Origin of the sequence: Glaciimonas sp. Gout2 (assembly GCF_035018905.1) — a bacterium.
In the GTDB taxonomy this organism is placed as follows: Bacteria; Pseudomonadota; Gammaproteobacteria; order Burkholderiales; family Burkholderiaceae_D; genus Glaciimonas.
The window spans coordinates 1-18,763 of sequence record NZ_JASJXA010000044.1 but is presented as its reverse complement, the minus strand read 5'-3'; the positions used below and the strand labels follow the sequence as shown (position 1 = coordinate 18,763).

17 protein-coding genes are annotated in these 18,763 nt (G+C 53.4%); 14 read left to right on the top strand and 3 right to left on the bottom strand.

Annotated elements, in window-relative coordinates; translation table 11 throughout:
* Positions 1–256 precede the first annotated feature (256 nt).
* The 4 genes from QN379_RS20110 (at position 257) to QN379_RS20095 (ending at position 6,699) form a co-directional block, all read left to right on the top strand.
* Positions 257–2,578 carry an acyl-CoA dehydrogenase gene (locus QN379_RS20110; RefSeq protein ID WP_323507424.1) on the top strand — a complete coding sequence of 774 codons (2,322 nt, stop codon included), beginning with the start codon at positions 257–259 and terminating at the stop codon, positions 2,576–2,578.
* Positions 2,579–2,617: 39 nt separating this feature from the next.
* On the top strand, positions 2,618–4,153 hold the full coding sequence (locus QN379_RS20105; RefSeq protein WP_322238116.1) for a class I adenylate-forming enzyme family protein: 1,536 nt from the start codon (positions 2,618–2,620) through the stop codon (positions 4,151–4,153).
* A gap of 104 nt (positions 4,154–4,257) precedes the next feature.
* Positions 4,258–5,439 carry an ABC transporter substrate-binding protein gene (locus QN379_RS20100; protein WP_323507421.1) on the top strand — a complete coding sequence of 394 codons (1,182 nt, stop codon included), beginning with the start codon at positions 4,258–4,260 and terminating at the stop codon, positions 5,437–5,439.
* Between the two features lie 30 nt (positions 5,440–5,469).
* A complete protein-coding gene (locus tag QN379_RS20095) occupies positions 5,470–6,699 on the top strand; it encodes a CoA transferase (protein WP_323507420.1) in 1,230 nt (409 codons plus the stop codon).
* Positions 6,700–6,785: 86 nt separating this feature from the next.
* On the opposite strand, the gene QN379_RS20090 is transcribed toward QN379_RS20095, so the two are convergent.
* Entirely contained in the window at positions 6,786–7,184 is a 399-nt protein-coding gene (locus tag QN379_RS20090; protein ID WP_323507419.1) for a hypothetical protein, read from the bottom strand.
* Positions 7,185–7,604: 420 nt separating this feature from the next.
* Between QN379_RS20090 and QN379_RS20085 the strand changes: the two genes are divergently transcribed.
* The 5 genes from QN379_RS20085 to QN379_RS20065 all read left to right on the top strand — a co-directional run bounded on the left by QN379_RS20085 (position 7,605) and on the right by QN379_RS20065 (position 12,138).
* Positions 7,605–8,777: an ABC transporter substrate-binding protein gene (locus QN379_RS20085; RefSeq protein ID WP_322238124.1), complete on the top strand. Its 1,173-nt coding sequence runs from the start codon at positions 7,605–7,607 to the stop codon at positions 8,775–8,777.
* Positions 8,778–8,870: 93 nt separating this feature from the next.
* Positions 8,871–9,743 carry a branched-chain amino acid ABC transporter permease gene (locus QN379_RS20080; RefSeq protein ID WP_322238126.1) on the top strand — a complete coding sequence of 291 codons (873 nt, stop codon included), beginning with the start codon at positions 8,871–8,873 and terminating at the stop codon, positions 9,741–9,743.
* Positions 9,740–10,735: a branched-chain amino acid ABC transporter permease gene (locus QN379_RS20075; RefSeq protein WP_322238128.1), complete on the top strand. Its 996-nt coding sequence runs from the start codon at positions 9,740–9,742 to the stop codon at positions 10,733–10,735. The genes QN379_RS20080 and QN379_RS20075 overlap by 4 nt, the downstream gene beginning before the upstream one ends.
* Positions 10,722–11,435: an ABC transporter ATP-binding protein gene (locus QN379_RS20070; protein ID WP_323507418.1), complete on the top strand. Its 714-nt coding sequence runs from the start codon at positions 10,722–10,724 to the stop codon at positions 11,433–11,435. Before QN379_RS20075 ends, QN379_RS20070 begins: the two co-directional genes overlap by 14 nt.
* Entirely contained in the window at positions 11,428–12,138 is a 711-nt protein-coding gene (locus tag QN379_RS20065) for an ABC transporter ATP-binding protein (protein WP_322238132.1), read from the top strand. The genes QN379_RS20070 and QN379_RS20065 overlap by 8 nt, the downstream gene beginning before the upstream one ends.
* Before the next feature lie 112 nt (positions 12,139–12,250).
* Here QN379_RS20065 and QN379_RS20060 read toward each other — a convergent pair whose 3' ends face one another.
* Positions 12,251–13,171, bottom strand: a complete 921-nt coding sequence (locus QN379_RS20060) for a LysR substrate-binding domain-containing protein (RefSeq protein WP_322238134.1) — start codon at positions 13,169–13,171, stop codon at positions 12,251–12,253.
* A 256-nt stretch (positions 13,172–13,427) separates the two neighbouring features.
* On the opposite strand from QN379_RS20060, the gene QN379_RS20055 reads away from it, so the two are divergent.
* The 5 genes from QN379_RS20055 (at position 13,428) to QN379_RS20035 (ending at position 17,850) form a co-directional block, all read left to right on the top strand.
* Entirely contained in the window at positions 13,428–14,381 is a 954-nt protein-coding gene (locus QN379_RS20055) for a nitronate monooxygenase family protein (RefSeq protein WP_323507417.1), read from the top strand.
* A gap of 98 nt (positions 14,382–14,479) precedes the next feature.
* Complete coding sequence (locus tag QN379_RS20050) at positions 14,480–14,878, top strand: Zn-ribbon domain-containing OB-fold protein (protein WP_323507416.1); 399 nt, start codon at positions 14,480–14,482, stop codon at positions 14,876–14,878.
* Positions 14,875–16,056, top strand: coding sequence for a thiolase (locus QN379_RS20045; RefSeq protein WP_322238140.1), 1,182 nt, complete (start codon positions 14,875–14,877; stop codon positions 16,054–16,056). Before QN379_RS20050 ends, QN379_RS20045 begins: the two co-directional genes overlap by 4 nt.
* 37 nt (positions 16,057–16,093) lie before the next feature.
* Complete coding sequence (locus QN379_RS20040; RefSeq protein ID WP_323507436.1) at positions 16,094–16,999, top strand: SDR family NAD(P)-dependent oxidoreductase; 906 nt, start codon at positions 16,094–16,096, stop codon at positions 16,997–16,999.
* A 62-nt stretch (positions 17,000–17,061) separates the two neighbouring features.
* Positions 17,062–17,850 carry an enoyl-CoA hydratase/isomerase family protein gene (locus QN379_RS20035; RefSeq protein ID WP_322240635.1) on the top strand — a complete coding sequence of 263 codons (789 nt, stop codon included), beginning with the start codon at positions 17,062–17,064 and terminating at the stop codon, positions 17,848–17,850.
* Positions 17,851–17,920: 70 nt separating this feature from the next.
* Here the strand turns inward: QN379_RS20035 and QN379_RS20030 are convergent, their stop codons facing one another.
* Complete coding sequence (locus QN379_RS20030; RefSeq protein ID WP_323507434.1) at positions 17,921–18,748, bottom strand: CoA ester lyase; 828 nt, start codon at positions 18,746–18,748, stop codon at positions 17,921–17,923.
* Between the last annotated feature and the right edge of the window lie 15 nt (positions 18,749–18,763).

Here is an 18,763-nt window from a genome sequence, read left to right as displayed (position 1 = left end):
CAGCTTTGCCACCGCGCTCCGCTGCGGCTATCTGCCCATAGCCAATATTTTGGCACGCACGATGTTGCGTGCAAGTTAAGGCTAGGCAAACTCCCCCTTCGACGAATAAAAATTGCACCCCGGCGCAGCTTGGCCCCACACTAGCTGAGTCGCATCTGCACATCGGTCCTGGCGGTTTTTTAGTCGCTCGTAGCATGTCGAGCCTGCGCCGGCCGATCGCCCGATCATTCAGCTACCGTAATATGGAGTTTTACGCATGACAACAGATTCCCTCGACGCATTTCGTGATAGCGCACGTGATTTCTTAAGCCGTAAAGATCAACTTAAGCGCCTGCGCGCTCTGGGCGACAACCCGCAGAGTGTTGATCGTGCCGTCTGGCGGGAAATGGCCGACATGGGTTGGCTGGCTATTTTGGTGCCAGAAGCCGAAGGCGGACTTGGTCTGGGATTGCGTGAAGTGGCGGTTATCGCCGAAGAATGCGGTCAACAATTATTGCCAGAACCGTTCATCGCCGCCGCTGTGCAGGTCACCACCGTATTGTGTCAGATATCCGATAGCGAGCTGAAAGCCACATTGTTACCGAAGCTATTAGACGGTGCGCTAATTATCGGTCTGGCGTGGCAAGAGCGGCTTGGGCAACTTGATCCAGATAGTACACTCACCAGCGCCATCGAGAATGGCGAAGGCTTCTCGCTAAACGGGCGCAAGTTATTTGTGACGCCGGGCAGTGATGCTGACGGCTGGATTGTGTCGGCAGATTGCGACGGCACGTTGAAGTTGTTCTGGATTCCTGCAGCGACGCCCGGCCTGCGCTTGGTAGATGCGGTGCGGGTGGACGGCAATGTCATGTGTGAAATGACGCTGGATGGCGTTGACCTGTCCAGCGCAAACGTATTAGCTTCCGGTGCCGCAGCCCACAATGCTTTGTCCGTTGCAAACGATGCGGCGCGCATCGCGCAGGGAGCTGAGCTTTTAGGCGTCATGCGCCGTGCCTTGGCGATCACCATTGATTATTTAAACACACGTCAACAGTTTGGTAAGTTGATCGGCAGTTTTCAGGCGCTTAAGCACCGTGCCGTGGATGGTTATGTGCAGACCGAACTGGCGGCTAGTTGCCTGGCAGATGTATTGACCGCGCTTGATCAAGGCCACGTGCCGCGTGGAATATTAGCAAGTCGGGTGAAGGCACGTTGCGCACACGCTGCGCTGCTGGTAACGCGCATGGCGATTCAGTTGCATGGCGCTATGGGATACACCGATGAATGCGATATCGGCCTGTATTTAAAGCGTGCCTTGCATCTGTCGGCATGGCTTGGCAATGCGTCAGCTAACCGTCAACGTTATTCTGCATTACAACCGAGATTTACCGATGCTGTTGAGTCGGTTGCTGCGCCTTCGCTGATCCGTGACTTTCCGCATGATGCGGATTGGGATGCGATGCCCGAAGCTGAGTTCCGTGCGTTGGTGCGTGGATTTTTTGCGCAGCATTATCCAGAGCAATTGCGCAATATGCCGAGCCGCATGCACTGGAACGAGATGAAGGATTGGTACATGACGCTGTCGCGTCAAGGCTGGGTCGCACCTTCATGGCCGAAAAAATTTGGCGGTATGGGATTGGCGCCGGACAAGATGCTGGCGTGGGTCGACGAGCAGGAACAGTATGGCGTAGCGCGTTCGCCGGACATGGGTATTGTGATGATTGGGCCTTTGCTGATACAGCGCGGCAATGCAGCGCAGCAGGCCCAGTTTCTGCCGAAGATACTTTCTGGAGAGAATGTCTGGTGCCAGGGTTATTCTGAGCCGGGCGCAGGTTCTGATCTGGCTTCGTTACGGACCGAGGCGTTGATCGATGGTGATGAATTCATCGTTACCGGAAACAAAACATGGGCGACGCTGGCGCAGGACGCCACCCATATGTTTACATTGGTGCGGACTGATAAAACGGCGAAGAAGCAGGCCGGTATCAGTTTTTTGCTGATCGACCTGGATACGCCCGGTGTGACGATTCGTCCGATCAAAGATATCGGTGGGCACGAAGATTTTTGTGAGGTGTTTCTGGATCAGGTGCGCGTACCGCTTGCAAACTTGGTAGGCGAGCTTAATCAGGGTTGGGGTATCGCCAAGGCGTTGCTCGGTTTTGAGCGGATTTTTTTGGGCAGCCCAAAACAGTCGCAATATGCGCTGGCTCAGCTTACAGCGCTGGCGGATGCGCGCGGCCTGTTTGCGGGTCCGGCTGCTTCGGCATTCATGGCGCGATATACCGAGTTACAGCTGGATGTGGCCGATTTGTGTGCAGCATACGCGCATTTCGCTGATGTCGTTAAGCGCGGCGAAGCTTTGCCGCCCGGCGTCTCGTTGCTGAAAATCTGGGGTTCGGAGACTTATCAAAAAATCTGCATGATGTTGGTAGAAGCGGCCGACGAATATGGTGGCAGCGCCATCGCGGCCGATTTCGGTGGGCTAAAGCTGGATGTCGTATCGATGCTATTTACGTCAACACCCGCCACCATTTACGGCGGCAGCAGCGAAATACAGCGCGACATCATCGCTAAAAATGTGTTGCGTTTGCCGGATTGATCGGCATCCATCATTGTTATTTACGCTCAGAGGATTTGCATGAACGCCACGCTTCAAGATGTCAAACGCATCAGTGATATTCCACGCTATTGGGCAAAGGCGTCGCCGGATGCTATCGCACTCAATGAGCCGGACCAGAAACAGACTGTCAGTTATGGGGTGTTGTGGGCGGCAGTCGAGGCCGCCGTTGAATTGTTGCGCAACAGCGGCGTTCAGTCCGGCGATCGCGTCATGCTGGTGAGTGAAAATTGTGCTGCGCAGATCGCCTTGCTGTTTGCCGCCTCTGAATTACAGGCATGGCCGGTTATTGTCAATGCCCGTTTGTCAGAGCGCGAAATCGACGTAATCCGTGCGCATTGTGTGCCACGTGTGATGTTGTTTACCTGCGCGATTTCCAGCGATGCGCGTGCGCATGCCGAGCGCTATCACGCGACCTTGGCCGATATTGATCCGCTAGGAATGGTCGCCATTACGACAGCCAACCCAGCAGCATTAGCAGAACCGATGGAGATGGCGAACGATGTCGCGGCGATGATCTACACCTCGGGAACCACCGGCACGCCAAAAGGCGTAATGATGCGTCACGAAGGTTTGCTCCATTTTGCAAAGCTTTCCAGTGCTTCGCGCAACATGGTGCAGGGTGACGTGGCGCATGCGGTGCTGCCGATCTCGCACATCTTTGGCCTTGCGACGGTGTTGCTGGCGACGATGTATGCCGGTGCCAGCCTGTATTTGCAGCCGCGTTTTACTGCTGAAGGCACGTTGCAGGCATTGGCTGAAGGCGGTCTCTCAATCCTGCAAGGTGTTCCGACCATGTTCACCCGTTTGTTGACACTGATTAACGCGACCGGTGGCAAAGTATCTGCACCTAAATTGCGATATGTCTACGCTGGCGGTGCGCCGCTCGATCCGACCTTGAAGCGGGATGTCGAAGCCTGCTTTGGATTACCAATGCACCACGGTTACGGTATGACGGAATATGCTGGCTCACTTTTTATCACCAACTTTGATCGTCCCCGTAGCGATTGTTCATCCGGTGAAATCGTACCCGGCGCAGAGTTGCGCATTGTGAGTGAACAAGGCGTCGATCAGTTACCCGGCGTGCCTGGCGAGTTATGGGTGCGCGGTCCCGGCACCATGCGCGGTTATTACCTCGCTCCCGAACAGACAGCGCAAGCATTGTTGCCCGGGGGTTGGCTTAATACCGGCGACATAGGTCGTACCGATCCAGACGGTGCATTGTTTATCGTTGGTCGCACCAAAGACCTGATCATTTGTTCTGGTTTCAATGTTTATCCCATCGAAGTGGAATCAGTGATCAACACTTTCCCCGGCGTGCGGTTGTCTGCGGTGGTGGGACGTCCAATTGAGAATTGTAACGAAGAAGTGGTGGCGTTTGTAGAGACGGATGACAGTGGACAATTTGATCAGGCAGCGTTGCAGGCTTTTCTTAAAACCAGTTTATCCCCGTATAAAAGGCCGGTTGCGATTGTTCAAATTGCGGTCATTCCTACTACTATCAGTGGCAAGCTTTTGAAGCAAAGTTTAAAATTGCTGGCAGTCGAGGCATCTTAGGACTTAGACAAACTCGTCCCAGCTGCGCTGTGCTTTCCTTGACATGCTAGCGTAGGTCCCGATATTAATTACGTACTACCAAAAAAACTAAAAAAGGAAGAGACATGAAATTCATTTTAAAGGGTGCGTTAGTAAAAGGGTCGTTTGCGCTACTTTCCTGCGTGGCATTGTCTAACGCGGCCACCGCTGCCGAGGAGATTCTGGTCGGGACAGAACTGCCGCTTACGGGTCCAAATGCAAGGGCTGGTAAATCGGAGCTGGAGGGCATTATGGCTGCTGCAGATCAGTTCAATGCAAAGAACGGCAAATACAAGATCAAGATCATTAGCATCGATAACGAGACGCAACCAGCCAAGGCGGTGGCGGCGGTCGAAAAGCTGGCTAGTCAACAGGTGGTCGCGCTGACCAGCGGCTACGGATCCAATTTGGTCGGCCCTGCTTCGGTGGCGGCCGAGAAGGCGGGTTTGGTCTACATTACGTCGGGCGGTACGGACGAGGGATTGACGGGACGTGGCTTAAAGAATTTTTTCCGCATCAATAATACGCCAGGGTATGAAAAGGCAATGGCAGGATTATTCGGCGTGCTTAACGTCAAGTCGGTTTCGCTGATTAGTTCCACCAAGGAGGCGCCGACCGATCTGGCCAAAAAAATGCAGGCGCGCCTTACCACCGCAGGTGTCAAGGTCGTGATGCATCCGTTCGATCCGGCGATCACCGACTTTAAGCCAATTATTAACAAAGTCAAACTACAAGACAAATCCGAAGCGATCGCCATGATCGGCTACGAAAACGATTACGTCGGTATTCTTCGCGCAGCCAAGGTCCTCAAGCCGGACGTCAAGGCGATGGTGGGTATCTGGTCGTTAGCCACGGTCAAGATGGCGCAAGATTTTCCTGATTTGATGCCTAACGTGTTCGGTATGGCATTGTTGCCGTATCCGACCGCATTCAAAACGCCGGAAGGTGTTGCCTTTGGAACGGCTTATAAACGCTTATTTAATGCGGAGCCTGACTATCTGGGTCAGTTTGGTTACGTGCAATCGCAATTACTGTTTGATGCTATCGCACGCGCCGCCGACAAGGGTACTCTGAAGACCGGCGGCATCGCCGAGGAACTACGCAAAAGTGACCGCGAAACGCTGATCGGGCGAGTACGGTTCAATGATAAGGGTGACAATGTTGCGTTCTTACCGAGTATGGGACAGCACAACAACGGCAAGATTGTCGTGGTGTGGCCAAAGGAAATGGCGACTGGACCAATGGTATTTCCTGGCGTGCCCTGGTAAGCGTATTCAACTAGTGTTTGAAAGGTCAACATGCAAGGTGCACTATCGAATATCAGGGTTCTCGACTTATCTCGGATTCTGGCCGGACCCTGGTGTACGCAAAATCTGGCCGATCTGGGCGCCGAAGTAATCAAGGTTGAACGGCCTGTCACGGGCGATGATACCCGGCATTGGGGTCCTCCGTGGATTCGGGATGGAGAGGGAAGCGAAACAACGGACTCAACCTATTTTGCCTCTGCAAATCGCAACAAAAAGTCAATTGCTGTCGATATCGCCAGCGCGGCAGGTCAGGCCCTGATACGTGAATTGGTGGCCGAGTCGGACGTGCTGGTCGAAAATTATAAAGTCGGTGATCTGGCGCGTTACGGACTGGCTTACGATGATCTGCGCAAGATCAATCCGCGTCTCATTTATTGCTCAATCACTGGTTATGGACAAAGCGGACCCTCGGCACATCGCCCCGGTTACGATTTTGTCTTTCAGGGCATGGGCGGATTAATGAGTATCACGGGCGAACGCGATGACTTGCCCGGTGGCGGCCCCCAAAAGGTCGGCGTGGCGATCACCGATGTCATGACCGGCATGTACGCCTGCGTCGCAATCCTCGCCGCAGTCAACGCACGCTCCATGAGCGGTGTCGGACAATATATCGACATGGCGCTGCTGGACTGCATCGTCGCCTTCGGTGGCAATCAGGCCAACAATTATGTAATGACCGGCCAAGTACCAAAACGCTCCGGCAACGCACACCCCGCGTTAGTCCCGTATCAGGTCTTCGCGACCACAAATGGCCATATTATCGTAGCCGCCGGCAACGACACTCAATGGCAGCGCTTGTGCAAGGTAATGGCACGTGCTGACTTGGCAAGCGATCCACGCTTCAATCAAGTAAGCGGACGCATCACCCATCGCGAAGCATTAATCGTGGAGTTGGAACGCGCGATGCTGACCAGAAGTTCGGAAGACTGGCTAGCGGCACTGGAAGAAGGCGGCATTCCAGTTGGCCCAATCAACGACTACGCCCAAGTATTTGCCGACCCGCAGGTTCAACACCGACAACTACAAGTCGCGCTGCCACGGCCAGAAGGCGGAACACTACCCGCCATCGCCAGCCCTTTGCGCCTGTCAGAAACACCAGTAACCTATCGCTCAGCACCGCCCACGCTTGGTCAGAATACTGACGAAGTGCTACGGTCAGTACTGGGAAAAACGCCAGAACAACTCGACATGCTGGTTGAGTCCGGCACGATTGCTCGTTGAGCCTCATTAAATTCAGCTAAGCGTGTATTAACATACAACGCTGTTAGGTGAGTATAGTGCAAGCTAAATCACATTAACTATAAAGGCTATTGCTGTGGCTGTGGCTGTGGCTGTGGCTGTTGCAGGCGCAGCCACAGTTGACGTTGCTTTTGAACTTGCAGGCGCAGCCACAGTTGACGTTGCTCTTGACCTTGCAGGCTCAGCCACAGTTGACGTTGCTTTTGACCTTGCAGGCGCAGCCACAGTTGACGTTGCTCTTGACCTTGCAGGCGCAGCCACAGTTGACGTTGCTTTTGACCTTGCAGGCGCAGCCACAGTTGACGTTGCCTTTGACCTTGCAGGCGCAGCCACAGTTGACGTTGCTCTTGACCTTGCAGGCGCAGCCACAGTTGACGTTGCGGTTGTTCTTGAATTTGAATTTGACGTACTCCGTCATGGACGCTGCCAAGTATTTCAGCTGTCAGTCGGGAATTGTTGGAAGACATGTTTGAGCGTAGCGAGTTGGTCTTTCAACCCGACTGGCGGCTGAAATGCTTGGGAACCCGCAGGGCAGCGTCAGTTGCGGCCGCCTTCTTTTTGGTTACTTTTTCTTGGCGGAGCAAGAAAAAGTAACTGGCTGGCGGGCCACCCCCGACCAGCATCCACGGAGCACCAACCGTTCTAATTATCGACAAACCGAACCGAACCGAACCGAACCGCTTAGTGTTTTCTAAACCCCACCTTTTCCAAACATGAATTGCGATTTCCCCCAAGATTAGGCAATCTCTAAGTGTTCCACCAGACCAAAGAATCAAGCGAATAAGCCGCCCCAATCCCTGAACGCACAGGTAGCAAGGAGAGCCAAACGCCGGTGGAGCGGTTCTGCATAAGTCCCGACATAAAAAAACCAGATTGGAGATAGCAGTATGAAGCAGCAATTCAAATCCACATTGGCCCTAGTTATTTGCATCGCCACCATGCATGCAAACGCCCAAGCCGAAGAATTTAAGGTCGGCGTCCAACTACCCCTAACCGGTCCGCTAGCCCTAGCTGGCAACGAAATGTCAGAAGGCATACAAGTCGCAGCCGACGTATTCAACCGCCAAAATCCCAAGAACAAGATCAAGCTGATAGTAGTAGACGACGAGTCAACTCCAGCCAAAGCAGTAGCCGCGGTAGAAAAACTAGCCTCGCAAGGCGTAGTCGCCATCGCCGGCAGCGCCAATTCCAACAATGCGGGTCCAGCCTCCGATGCGGCCAATAAGGCTGACCTGGTATATATCACCTCTGGCGGAACCAGCGACGAGATGGTCAATCGCGGCCTGAAGAAGTTTTTCCGCGTGAGTAACACCAGCGGCTACGCATCTGGAATGGTCGGGCTATACACCGACATGGGAATTAAATCCGTATCGGTACTTTATTCAACCCGCGATGCGACAACCGACCTCGCAAACAAGTTAAAAAAAGCGCTTGAGTTAAAAGGTGTAAAGCTGACCATGCATCCGTTCGACGCAGCAATCACCGATTTCAAACCAATCCTGAATAAAGTCAAGTTGCAGGACAAATCAGAAGCGATTGCGATGGTCGGCTATGAAACCGATTACGTCGGCATCCTGCGTGCAGCGCGCATCATCCGCCCGAACCTCAAGGCGATCGTCGGTCCGTGGAGTCTGGCAACGCCAAAAATGGCGGCGTCCTTTCCTGATCTGATGCCTTACGTGTACGGCGCGACAGTGCTGTCCTCGCCACCCAAATTCGACACGCCTAGCAGTAAAGAATTTGCTGAGACGTTCCAGCGGTTGTTCCACACGCCATCAACCTATCATTCGCAAACCTCGTTTGTGTATGCACAATTGTTATTCGAGGCAATCTTGCGTTCGCACAATACCGGTATGCTGGCAAAGGGCGGCCTCGCTGATGAACTGCGCAAAACCAAGACCGCCGACAGCCTCCTTGGTCCGGTCGCCTTCGATGCCAAAGGCGACAATCCAAGCTACAGCGCCCATATGGGGCAATTTCAGCAAAATGGTGATATCGCCATCGTATGGCCGAGCCAGTATGCCACTGGGAAAATGGTCTTTCCGAAGGTTTCATGGTGAGCGTAAGCAAACCGAAATTTGACGTGATCCTCATGCACGACGCATTTTTTGCCAACCTCACACAAGGTGTGAGGCCATACCAAGGAGGTAAAAATGTTTGAATTGATTGTACAGTCTCTCTATTCCGGGGTGCTGGCTGGTGGCGCGTATGCGCTGATTGCGCTGGGTTTGGCGCTGGTGTTCGGTACCATGAAGATCATTAATCTGGCGCACGGCGAACTGGTCCTTTTGGCAGCTTACATCGCCTATATGGCAGAGAATAACTGGCACCTTAATCCAATACTCGCGATACCGCTGGCGATAGTGGTGGTGTGCGCGACCTCGGTGATGGTGTATTTTCTGGTCAGCAAGATTGAAAAAGATCGTGAGCTAAATTCGCTGATCCTCACCTACGGCATCGGGATCATCCTGACCAACGCCGTATTGCTGATCTGGAAGGCCGATATCCACTCGACCAACGATGCATGGTTTCAACAGCCAGTCACGCTCGGGCCGTTTTACAGCATGACGAGTGAAATCACCTTCTTCGTGATCAGTCTGGTACTCATCATCGGGGTCTGGTGGTGGCTGGCGCGTAGTTGGTATGGTCGCGCGGTGCGTGCCGTGTCGAGTAATCGCGATGCCGCCAAACTGATGGGCGTCAATCCGCGCTGGACAGAACTGATCTCTTTCCTCGTATCGGGGCTGCTGGCGTCTTTCGCCGGTATCGCGATCTATAGTTCTTCGGTTATTCAGCCGTCGATGGGCAGTCACCTGACCATGAAGGCCTTCATCATCACTGTATTGGCCGGTGCTGGCTCAATTCCAGGCGTGCTATTGGGCGGTATGCTGATTGGCATTGCCGAGGCTTTGACGGTGACGTTATACAGCTCAGCTTTGCAGGAAATGACGAGTATGTTGTTGTTTCTGCTGGTGTTGTTTGTGATGCCGAACGGCCTGTTCGGCGCGAAAGGAAGACGCGGATGAAATTGCGCACAGTCATGTTAATCGTCGTGGCAGCGGCCATGTATATCGCGGTGCCTTTATTGTTCGGTTCCAATCGTTATTTGATGAGCCTGATTGTGGCCTCGGTCACCATCGGCGGTATCGCGCTGGCGTGGGCCTTGCTGGGCAATTTGGGTGGCATGGTCAGCTTTGGTCAGGCGGCTTTTTTCGGTGTGGGCGCTTATGTGTCGGCGTTGCTGACCCTCAAGCTCGGTCTGCCTGTGTTCCCGGCCATGCTGCTAGGCGGCGTTGGCGCTTCGCTCTCCTCGTTGATGATGTTGCCAGCGTTGCGATTGAAGGGGCCTTACTTTGCGCTGGTCATCCTGGCTTACGCTCAGATATTTCGTATTTTGGTCACTGAGTTTGACAGCCTTACCGGGGGCAGCGGCGGGTTGTCCAGCATCCCGCCATTGCCACATGTGTTGGGTTTTGATTTTGGTAGCAAGGTCGGCGGTTATCTGGTGATCCTGACATTGGTGGTTGTATTCGTCTGGATTTATGACCGCACGCGTGCCAGCTATTACGGTCTGGCCTTGCGTGCCATGCAGGAGTCGGAAGATGCTACCCGCGTAGTGGGCGTCAACAGTACGCTGCTGAAAGCGATGATATTGTTGCTGTCAGCCTTTATGACTGGGATGATTGGTGCGTTTAATGCCCATTACATCAACTTTTTGGCACCCGATTATGCTTTCGATGCCGGTTGGACCGTCGTGCCGATCATTGCTGCTATTTTCGGCGGCTACCGTACTATTTTTGGACCCTTGGTCGGCGCAGCGGCGGTGTACCTGATTGATCAGTTGATCTTCAAAAGTTTGCTGCCCAGTGGTCATCAAATAGTGCTCGGCATCCTGCTGGTGGCGATGATCTTATGGAGCCCAACCGGATTGGTTCCTCTTGTGGCAGATAAGTTCAAAAGGCGCAAACAGCCTGCTACCTCGGGCAAAACTCAGGAGGTTAGTCATGCTGAAGCTTGAAGATATCACCATTCGGTTCGGCGGTCTGATAGCGGTCAACGCCGTGAATATGGAAATCGGCTCGCATGAGGTAGTCGGATTGGTTGGCCCGAATGGCGCGGGAAAGACCACGCTATTCAATGCCATTTCCGGTTTGGTACGTCCTTCCAGTGGACGGATTATATTCGGGAATGAAGACATTTTGAAACTGCCGTTGCACCAGCGAGCACGGCGCGGTATCGGCCGTTCGTTTCAAATCCCACAGCCGATGCACCAGTTGACAGTACGTGAAAATTTACTGGTAGCGCAGCGCTTTGGGACGGGGAAAGTGGACCCGTACAAGATCGATGAAATCATGGAATTTCTGAATCTTTCGGACAAGGCAGACCGCAACGCCGCCACGGAACTTGCATTAACTGAGCTGAAAGCGCTAGAAGTTGCCAAAGCGCTGGCGACCGAGCCCAGATTGTTGCTATTAGACGAGGTGCTGGCCGGACTGGAAGTGACCGGCAAGCGTCGTTTCATGAGCATGCTCAAGGATTTGCACCAAAAATATAAGCTGGGTATTCTGATCGTTGAGCACGATATTGAAACCATCAGCGCGATGTGCAGCCGCGTCTGTGTGCTTAACTTTGGTCACTTGATCGCCAATGGACCGCCTGAACAGGTGTTTCGTGATCCAGCGGTTATCAAGAGTTATACGGGGGACAGCAATGCTTGAAATCGTAAAGGTACGCGCCGGTTATGCCGCCATCAATATTTTGTGGGACGTTTCGCTTGAGATAGAACGGGGAAAGTTGACAACCATCATCGGTCCCAACGGTGCAGGAAAAACAACGCTGCTGCGCACGATTATGGGCCTTTTACCGGTGAGTCAGGGCGATATTCGGCTAGACGGACAGTCGCTTAAGGGCACCAATACTTGGGATATGGCCAATCACGGGATGACCATGATCCCGGAAGGACGGATGGTTTTTCGTGAGATGTCGGTTGAAGAGAACCTGATCATGGGCGCTTTTCACAAAGGCAGTCGTGCCAAGGTCAAGATTAATCTGGAAATGGCCTACGATATGTTTCCGCGTCTGAAGGAACGTCGCTCGCAACTGGCCGGTTCGCTTTCCGGTGGCGAGGCGCAGATGCTGGCGATGGGACGCGGTCTGATGTCGGAACCCGGCGTGATCCTGATCGACGAACCTTCGCTGGGATTAGCGCCGGTGGTGGTGCAAGAACTGTTTGAAATCCTGAAACGTCTGAAAAGTCTGGGTCGCACGATTGTTCTGGTTGAGCAAAATACGCATCGGGCGGTGGGTGTGGCTGACTATGTGTATTTGATGCAGGGCGGAAAGGTGCTTTTATCCAAACCGGCGGCGGAGGTCGATCTGAGCGCGTTGCATGATCTGTATTTCGGGCGCGAGAAGGCCTGATGTTCAGGGATTTTGATGCAGTAGGTTGGGGTCTACACAGCCGTACCGAACCGTACGATGAAGGCCCGATTTAATTGAATAAGGTAGCGTGTCGGCACGCTACCTGTAATTTTCAGGCTCGGTCAAACGCGAGATGTTCATCGCGGTCCAGTTCCAGGCATGTCATCAGCTCGCGTGCGAAAGTAGGCAGCATTTCCGGGTCCTGAACACAGGTGACCAGATTGCGGATGGCCCATAAATCACTTAATCGTGTGATCTTGATTGCCATGTGTCTGGAGTAACGTCGCGCAGCCGATTCGGGCAAGATCGCGATGCCAATATTTGCTTCAGCCATACGACACACTGTTTCGAAGCCGCTGACCTGAATCCGAAGTCTCAGTGTGACGCGTAGTTCGCTGGCGACGTTGGCGAGGAATGAATGGATGGCGCTTCCTTCGTGCAACCCGATGAAGTCGTATTCCAGTGTATCGGCAAAACTGACTGGCCCGTTTTGCGCCAATATATGGTCAGGGCCGGTAACCAGCACCAGACGGTCACTGCGGTACGGTGTGACGTGCAGACCTTCGGTGCGCACGGTGCCTGCGACGATGCCGATATCGGTGGTGCCTTCGCTGACGGCACGCACGATATCGCTGCTGAGACGTTCGCGCAGGTCGATATTGATATCTGGACGGGTTGAGAGGAAATGACTCAATACATTGGGGAGAAACTCTGTCATTGCCGTTGTGTTGGCCAGTATCCGAACGTGGCCTTTAATGCCGTGAGCGTATTCCTGCAGATCGCCGCGCAAGTTTTCCAGCTGATTGAGAACTTGTCTTGCATGATGCAACAAAGCCTGACCCGGCGGTCTGAGTGTGACGCCGTGATTTTCGCGATTGAGCAGCTTGGTGCCAATCGATTGTTCGAGATTCTTGATCCTGATACTTGCAGCTGGCAGTGACAGGTGAGCTCGAACCGCGGCGCGCGTCAGGCTGTTTTCTTCTGCGATATAGACAAATAACCTGAGATCAACCAAGTCGAAATGAATAGCCATGTGTTTTAACAAGGCAAGCCAGCCGTCACGTTGAAGTCGCGGCGGTGTAGTTAAGCTAAGCCTAATTCCCTCTTTGAAAAATGTGAATTGTACGGAATTAACGAGTCTGACATTCTACGATGAAACCGGAATTGCAGTCTTACTAAAAGTCAAATGCGGAAAGTTGACGAGACGAGATGTTATTCGACAATTATTATTCTTCAGTCATCGTGCGCCGTGCGTTTGAATCTCATCAAAACTCCCAGGAGAAGCAGTAATGCCTTTACCCGCACAATTAAAAGGCAAGTTGGCGCTGCCAGTTATTGCATCGCCAATGTTCATTGTTTCTGGCCCGGAACTGGTCATAGCGCAGTGCTGCGCCGGTATCGTCGGTTCGTTTCCGGCGCTGAATGCACGGCCACAGGAAGAGCTGGAAAAATGGATCGTGCGCATCAAACGAGCGTTGGCTGAATATCAAGCCGTACACCCGGATGCGAAGGTTGCACCGTTTGCTGTGAATCAAATCGTCCATCCATCGAACAAACGTTTGCAAGAAGATTTGGGCGTGTGCATACGCCAACAGGTGCCGATTATTATTACTTCATTGCGATCGCCTGAAGGGCTGGTCGAACAGGTCCACGGCTATGGCGGCATTGTGCTGAGTGATGTCGTCAATGTGCGTCATGCAAAAAAAGCACTGGCTGCCGGTGTCGACGGATTGATTCTGGTATGCGCTGGAGCTGGCGGTCATGCAGGAACACTCAGCCCGTTTGCGCTGGTGAATGAGGTCCGCAGTTTTTACGATGGTTTGGTCGTTTTATCCGGCGCGATTACAAACGGTAGCGCGATTCTTGCGGCACAAGCGATGGGTTGCGATCTGGCTTATATCGGGACGCGCTTTATCGCCACGCAGGAAGCGAGCGCAGACGACGAACACAAGCAGATGATCATGGATGCAAGCGCAGCCGATATCGTTTATACGCCGTATTTTTCTGGCGTACCGGCGAACTATCTGAAGGCGAGCATCACGCGTAACGGTCTGGATCCGGACAACTTGCCGGTCTCTGATCCGTCCAAGATGGATTTCAACAAACCGAAGGCCTGGAAGGACGTCTGGAGTGCGGGACAGGGTATCGGCAACATCAATGACAGACCGCCGACAGCACAACTCATCGCCCGACTAAGCGCTGAATACCGGACGGCCAGACAGCAGATTCTGGACGCGCTATAAAAAAATTACGCAACTATGCCTGCCTGAGTTCTTAGGCTTTGGAGGCTGGCTTTGCAACTTTTATAACATCAGCAATACCTCTAAAAAGGAATAAGAATATGTCAGAGTCCACCATGTTCACAGGCGCGGGACCAGAAAAGGTGTATTACGACGCCCTGAAGGCTGGCACTTTCCAGATTCAACGCTGCGGCGCTTGCACAAAACACGTGTTTTATCCACGCGTCATCTGTAGCCATTGCGGTTCTCCAAATCTAGCCTGGGTCACGCCCAGCGGCAACGGAACGGTATATTCAACGACGATAGTGCGGCGCAAAGCGGATGCCGGTGGCGACCTGAACATTGCGCTGATTGATTTGGAGGAGGGCGTCCGCATGATGAGTCGGGTGGATGGTATTCCGTTCGATCAGATCAGCATTGGAATGGCAGTGAAAGCCAGCATCGTTACAGAAAACGCGCAAACCATGATTATTTTTACGCCAGCTGGAGACGCACAATGAGCCCGCGTGATGTGCGAGAATTGAGAGGTTCAGTCGCCATTGTTGGCATCGGTCAAGCTGGCCTGGGTGAGGCGCACGGGCGCACGGAATTGGAAATTCTGGCCGAAGCGGCGCATAACGCCGTACGCGATGCTGGCCTGCATATGCGCGATATTGATGGTATTTGCACCGCCAGCGTCAATGCTGTCATGTGGGGTTTGCCGGTTGCTGAATATCTGGGCATTCAGCCTAAGCTAATCGATAGCACGATGGTAGGCGGCTCCAGCTTTGTATCGCACATGATGCCAGCCGCGATGGCGCTCAATGCGGGCATCTGTGACGCAGTGTTGGTGTGTTACGGCAGCACCCAGCGCACCGGTACTATTGGTCGTGCGGAAAGTGGTCAGGCGCGCCGTATCCTTGATCCAATGCCTTACGAAAGCGTGTACCAGCCAGCGATGCCGATATCGGCCTATGCGCTTGCCGCGGCACGTCATATGCATCAATACGGCACCACGCGAGAACAGTTAGCCGAAGTGGCGGTATCTGCACGTAAATGGGCGCAACTTAATCCAGAAGCATTTATGCGCGATCCATTGTCGATTGAGGATGTATTGAAATCCCGGATGGTCGCTGATCCGCTGTCTGTACGCGATTGCTGTCTGGTCACCGATGGTGCTGCTGCGTATGTCATGGTGCGTGCCGATCGCGCCAAACATTTAGCGAAAAAACCTGTCTACATGTTAGGCAATGCCAGCGCGACCTGGCATCGCCAGATATCCAGCATGCCGGACGTGACAGTCACGGCTGCCAAAGAATCTGGCGAGCGAGCGTTTGCGATGGCAGGCATGACGCCGTCCGATATCGACGTGGTGGAACTGTATGACGCCTTCACCATTAATACCATTCTGTTTTTGGAAGATCTGGGCTTTTGCAAAAAAGGCGAGGGTGGTGCATTTGTCGCCAACGGCGGCATTGCGCCCGGCGGCCGGTTAGCGGTCAATACCAACGGTGGCGGCCTGTCTTGCGTGCATCCCGGCATGTACGGCATGTTCATCACGGTCGAGGCGGTGCGCCAGTTGCGCGGTGAGGGCGGCGATCGGCAGATTGAAGGTGCGCAAACCGCCATCGTGCATGCCAACGGTGGCACGCTGTCAGCGCAGGCGACGGCCATTCTTGGCACAGAAGCGGCACTTTAAATAATATTCAAGGATCTACGATATGACAAATTCCCACATGATTGAAGGCAAAGTAGTCGTTGTGACCGGCGCGGGTGGTGGCATTGGCCGCGATATTGCGCTGGCGATGGCACGTTCTGGCGCTAAAGTGATCGTCAATGATATTGGCGCTTCACTCAGCGGCGATCCGCTGGCGGTCAACCCGGGCCAGCAGGTCGTTGACGAGATCAAAGCATTTGGCGGGCAGGCAATTGCCAACAGCGATAGCGTATCCGAGGCAAGTAGCGCAGCGCGCATCATCGAATCTGCGCTTGATCATTTCGGTCGTATCGATTGCGTGGTTAACAATGCTGGCATATTACGTGACCGGATTTTTCACAAGCTTAGCGCGGAAGACTGGGATACCGTATTAAAGGTCCATCTCTATGGCGCTTTTTACACCAGCAAAGCCGCCGCATTGCATTTCAAAGAGCAGGGTTCGGGCAGTCTGGTTCACATGACCTCGGCTTCTGGCTTGGTGGGCAATTTGGGGCAGGCTAATTATTCGGCCGCCAAATTGGGTGTGACCGCGTTGTCGAAATCGATTGCGTTGGACATGCAACGCTTCAACGTGCGGTCCAATTGTATCTGTCCGTTTGCATGGAGTCGCATGACCAGTTCGATCCCAACCGACACGCCAGCAGAGCAAGCGAGAGTCGATAAACTCAAACTGATGACACCAGACAAGATTGCTCCGCTCGCGGTTTATCTGGCTAGCGATGCCGCAAAAGATGTCAACGCACAAGTGTTCGCCGTGCGTAACAATGAAATTATTCTGATGAGCCAGCCGCGTCCGGTACGGTCAGTGCACCGCTCGGAGGGGTGGACGCCCGAGAGCATCGCAGAACACGCGATGCCAGCGTTGAAGGCCTCATTTTTTGCGCTTGATCGGTCTGCCGATGTATTTAGTTGGGACCCGATCTGATCCTGACGCTTGCGCTGCAATTAAATTAAGTCCTGACGGAGACTCAAATGGATCAGACAGAAATGGAAACAATTATTTATACCGTATCGGAAGGGGTTGCAACGCTGACTCTGAACCGGCCAAAGCAAAAGAACGCGCTTGATATGGTGATGCGGCGGGAAGTGAGTGAAGTGGTGTCCTCGATTAAGAGCGACCGCGGAATTCGTGCACTCATCCTCGCTGGTTCGGGTGGTGCTTTTTGTGCGGGCGGTGATGTGCGTACGATGGATGCCGGAGCCAATGCAGAAGAGGCACGCAACCGTATGGCTGATTTGCATAGGTGGCTGGCTGATTTGCTTAACCTTGACCGGCCAGTGATCGCGGCGGTGGATGGTCCGGCTTATGGCGCTGGCTTCGGTTTGGCACTGGCAGCTGATTTTATTATTGCCACACCGCGTGCGCGTTTTTGCATGCCCTTTTTACGGTTGGGGTTGATACCTGATTGCGGGATGTTGTATACGTTGCCACGCGTGGTCGGTCTGCAACGCGCTAAGGAACTGGCGTTTTCGACGCGGGAAGTTGATGCTGAAGAAGCCCGGCACTTGGGCATCGTGTTTGAAATACATTCAGCCGAGCGTATTGATGCACGGGCGCGGCAACTGGCGTTGAGTTTTACCCAGGCATCGCAGACGGCGCTTAGCTTGACCAAGCGCGCTCTTAATACTTCGCTGGATAGCAATCTTGCGACGATGTTGGAGATGGAGGCGAATGGTCAGGGGTTGGCGCGTTCGACCGGATACCATCGTGATGCGGTTAGTCGTTTTATTCAGAAGCAATTGCCGTTGTTTCAGTGGCCGAATGCTGTCGAATAAGCCAATTATTTGGGTTGTTGGTTCAAGGGATTGAAGGGTTCCAATGTTTTGACGATGGAACCCTTTTTTATCAGGTATTTTTTTGTGGACGGCTTCGACGTTCGGCGTCGCTCAGTATCCGTTGCGCGAGTAACATGACCGGTCGGTCTACCATTTTCCCGTCGATGGCTACGGCTGCGCCATTGGCTGTGGACGCTGCTTCAAGCACGCGTTTGGCCCAGCTTAGTTCGGTTGCGCTAGGGTCGAATCCTTCGTTGACATAATTTACCTGTTTTGGATGAATGCAGAGTTTGCCGCCGAATCCTAATCGCCGCGCTTGTTGGGTGTCGTTGCGGATTGCGTCGATGTCGTCGATGCTGGTTGTGACGCCGTCTACCGGGGCCTGGATGCCTGCCACGCGGGAGGCGAGTACGAGTGTGGAGCGGAAGTAGAGTAATTCCTGATGACCTTCGGTGATGCCGAGGTCGAGGCTGAAGTCGATTGAGCCAAATAGTAGGCGCTGCACGCGGGGTGATCGGGCTAGTGCGTTGACATTGGATATACCGTGGGCACTTTCTATGAGTGGTAGGATGATTTCTGCGCCGGCGTGGGCGATTACGGCTAGGTCGTCTATGCGTTCGGCTTTGGGGAGCACTATGCCTGCTATGCCTGGCATTTTGCATAAACTCAGGTCTTCGCTGAACCATTCGCTGTCGGCGCTGTTGATTCTTACTAATACTGATTTTTCTGGAGATAGCCAGGCTTTTAGTGCTTTGCGGGCGGATTCTTTTTCGCTTGCTGGGACTGCGTCTTCTAAATCTATGATTACTACGTCGGCGTTTGTTGCGCAGGCTTTGTCGAAGCGTTCTGGGCGGTTTGCAGGGACAAATAGATAGGATCTTGAGATGAAGTTTTCCATTGAATGCTTTCTTGG

Bases quoted from the DNA above. Each gene is read 5' to 3' on its own strand.
- QN379_RS20110 (WP_323507424.1), top strand. From the start codon at position 257: ATGACAACAGATTCCCTCGACGCATTTCGTGATAGCGCACGTGATTTC.
- QN379_RS20105 (WP_322238116.1), top strand. From the start codon at position 2,618: ATGAACGCCACGCTTCAAGATGTCAAACGCATCAGTGATATTCCACGC.
- QN379_RS20100 (WP_323507421.1), top strand. From the start codon at position 4,258: ATGAAATTCATTTTAAAGGGTGCGTTAGTAAAAGGGTCGTTTGCGCTA.
- QN379_RS20095 (WP_323507420.1), top strand. From the start codon at position 5,470: ATGCAAGGTGCACTATCGAATATCAGGGTTCTCGACTTATCTCGGATT.
- QN379_RS20090 (WP_323507419.1), bottom strand. From the start codon at position 7,184: ATGTCTTCCAACAATTCCCGACTGACAGCTGAAATACTTGGCAGCGTC.
- QN379_RS20085 (WP_322238124.1), top strand. From the start codon at position 7,605: ATGAAGCAGCAATTCAAATCCACATTGGCCCTAGTTATTTGCATCGCC.
- QN379_RS20080 (WP_322238126.1), top strand. From the start codon at position 8,871: ATGTTTGAATTGATTGTACAGTCTCTCTATTCCGGGGTGCTGGCTGGT.
- QN379_RS20075 (WP_322238128.1), top strand. From the start codon at position 9,740: ATGAAATTGCGCACAGTCATGTTAATCGTCGTGGCAGCGGCCATGTAT.
- QN379_RS20070 (WP_323507418.1), top strand. From the start codon at position 10,722: ATGCTGAAGCTTGAAGATATCACCATTCGGTTCGGCGGTCTGATAGCG.
- QN379_RS20065 (WP_322238132.1), top strand. From the start codon at position 11,428: ATGCTTGAAATCGTAAAGGTACGCGCCGGTTATGCCGCCATCAATATT.
- QN379_RS20060 (WP_322238134.1), bottom strand. From the start codon at position 13,171: ATGGCTATTCATTTCGACTTGGTTGATCTCAGGTTATTTGTCTATATC.
- QN379_RS20055 (WP_323507417.1), top strand. From the start codon at position 13,428: ATGCCTTTACCCGCACAATTAAAAGGCAAGTTGGCGCTGCCAGTTATT.
- QN379_RS20050 (WP_323507416.1), top strand. From the start codon at position 14,480: ATGTCAGAGTCCACCATGTTCACAGGCGCGGGACCAGAAAAGGTGTAT.
- QN379_RS20045 (WP_322238140.1), top strand. From the start codon at position 14,875: ATGAGCCCGCGTGATGTGCGAGAATTGAGAGGTTCAGTCGCCATTGTT.
- QN379_RS20040 (WP_323507436.1), top strand. From the start codon at position 16,094: ATGATTGAAGGCAAAGTAGTCGTTGTGACCGGCGCGGGTGGTGGCATT.
- QN379_RS20035 (WP_322240635.1), top strand. From the start codon at position 17,062: ATGGAAACAATTATTTATACCGTATCGGAAGGGGTTGCAACGCTGACT.
- QN379_RS20030 (WP_323507434.1), bottom strand. From the start codon at position 18,748: ATGGAAAACTTCATCTCAAGATCCTATCTATTTGTCCCTGCAAACCGC.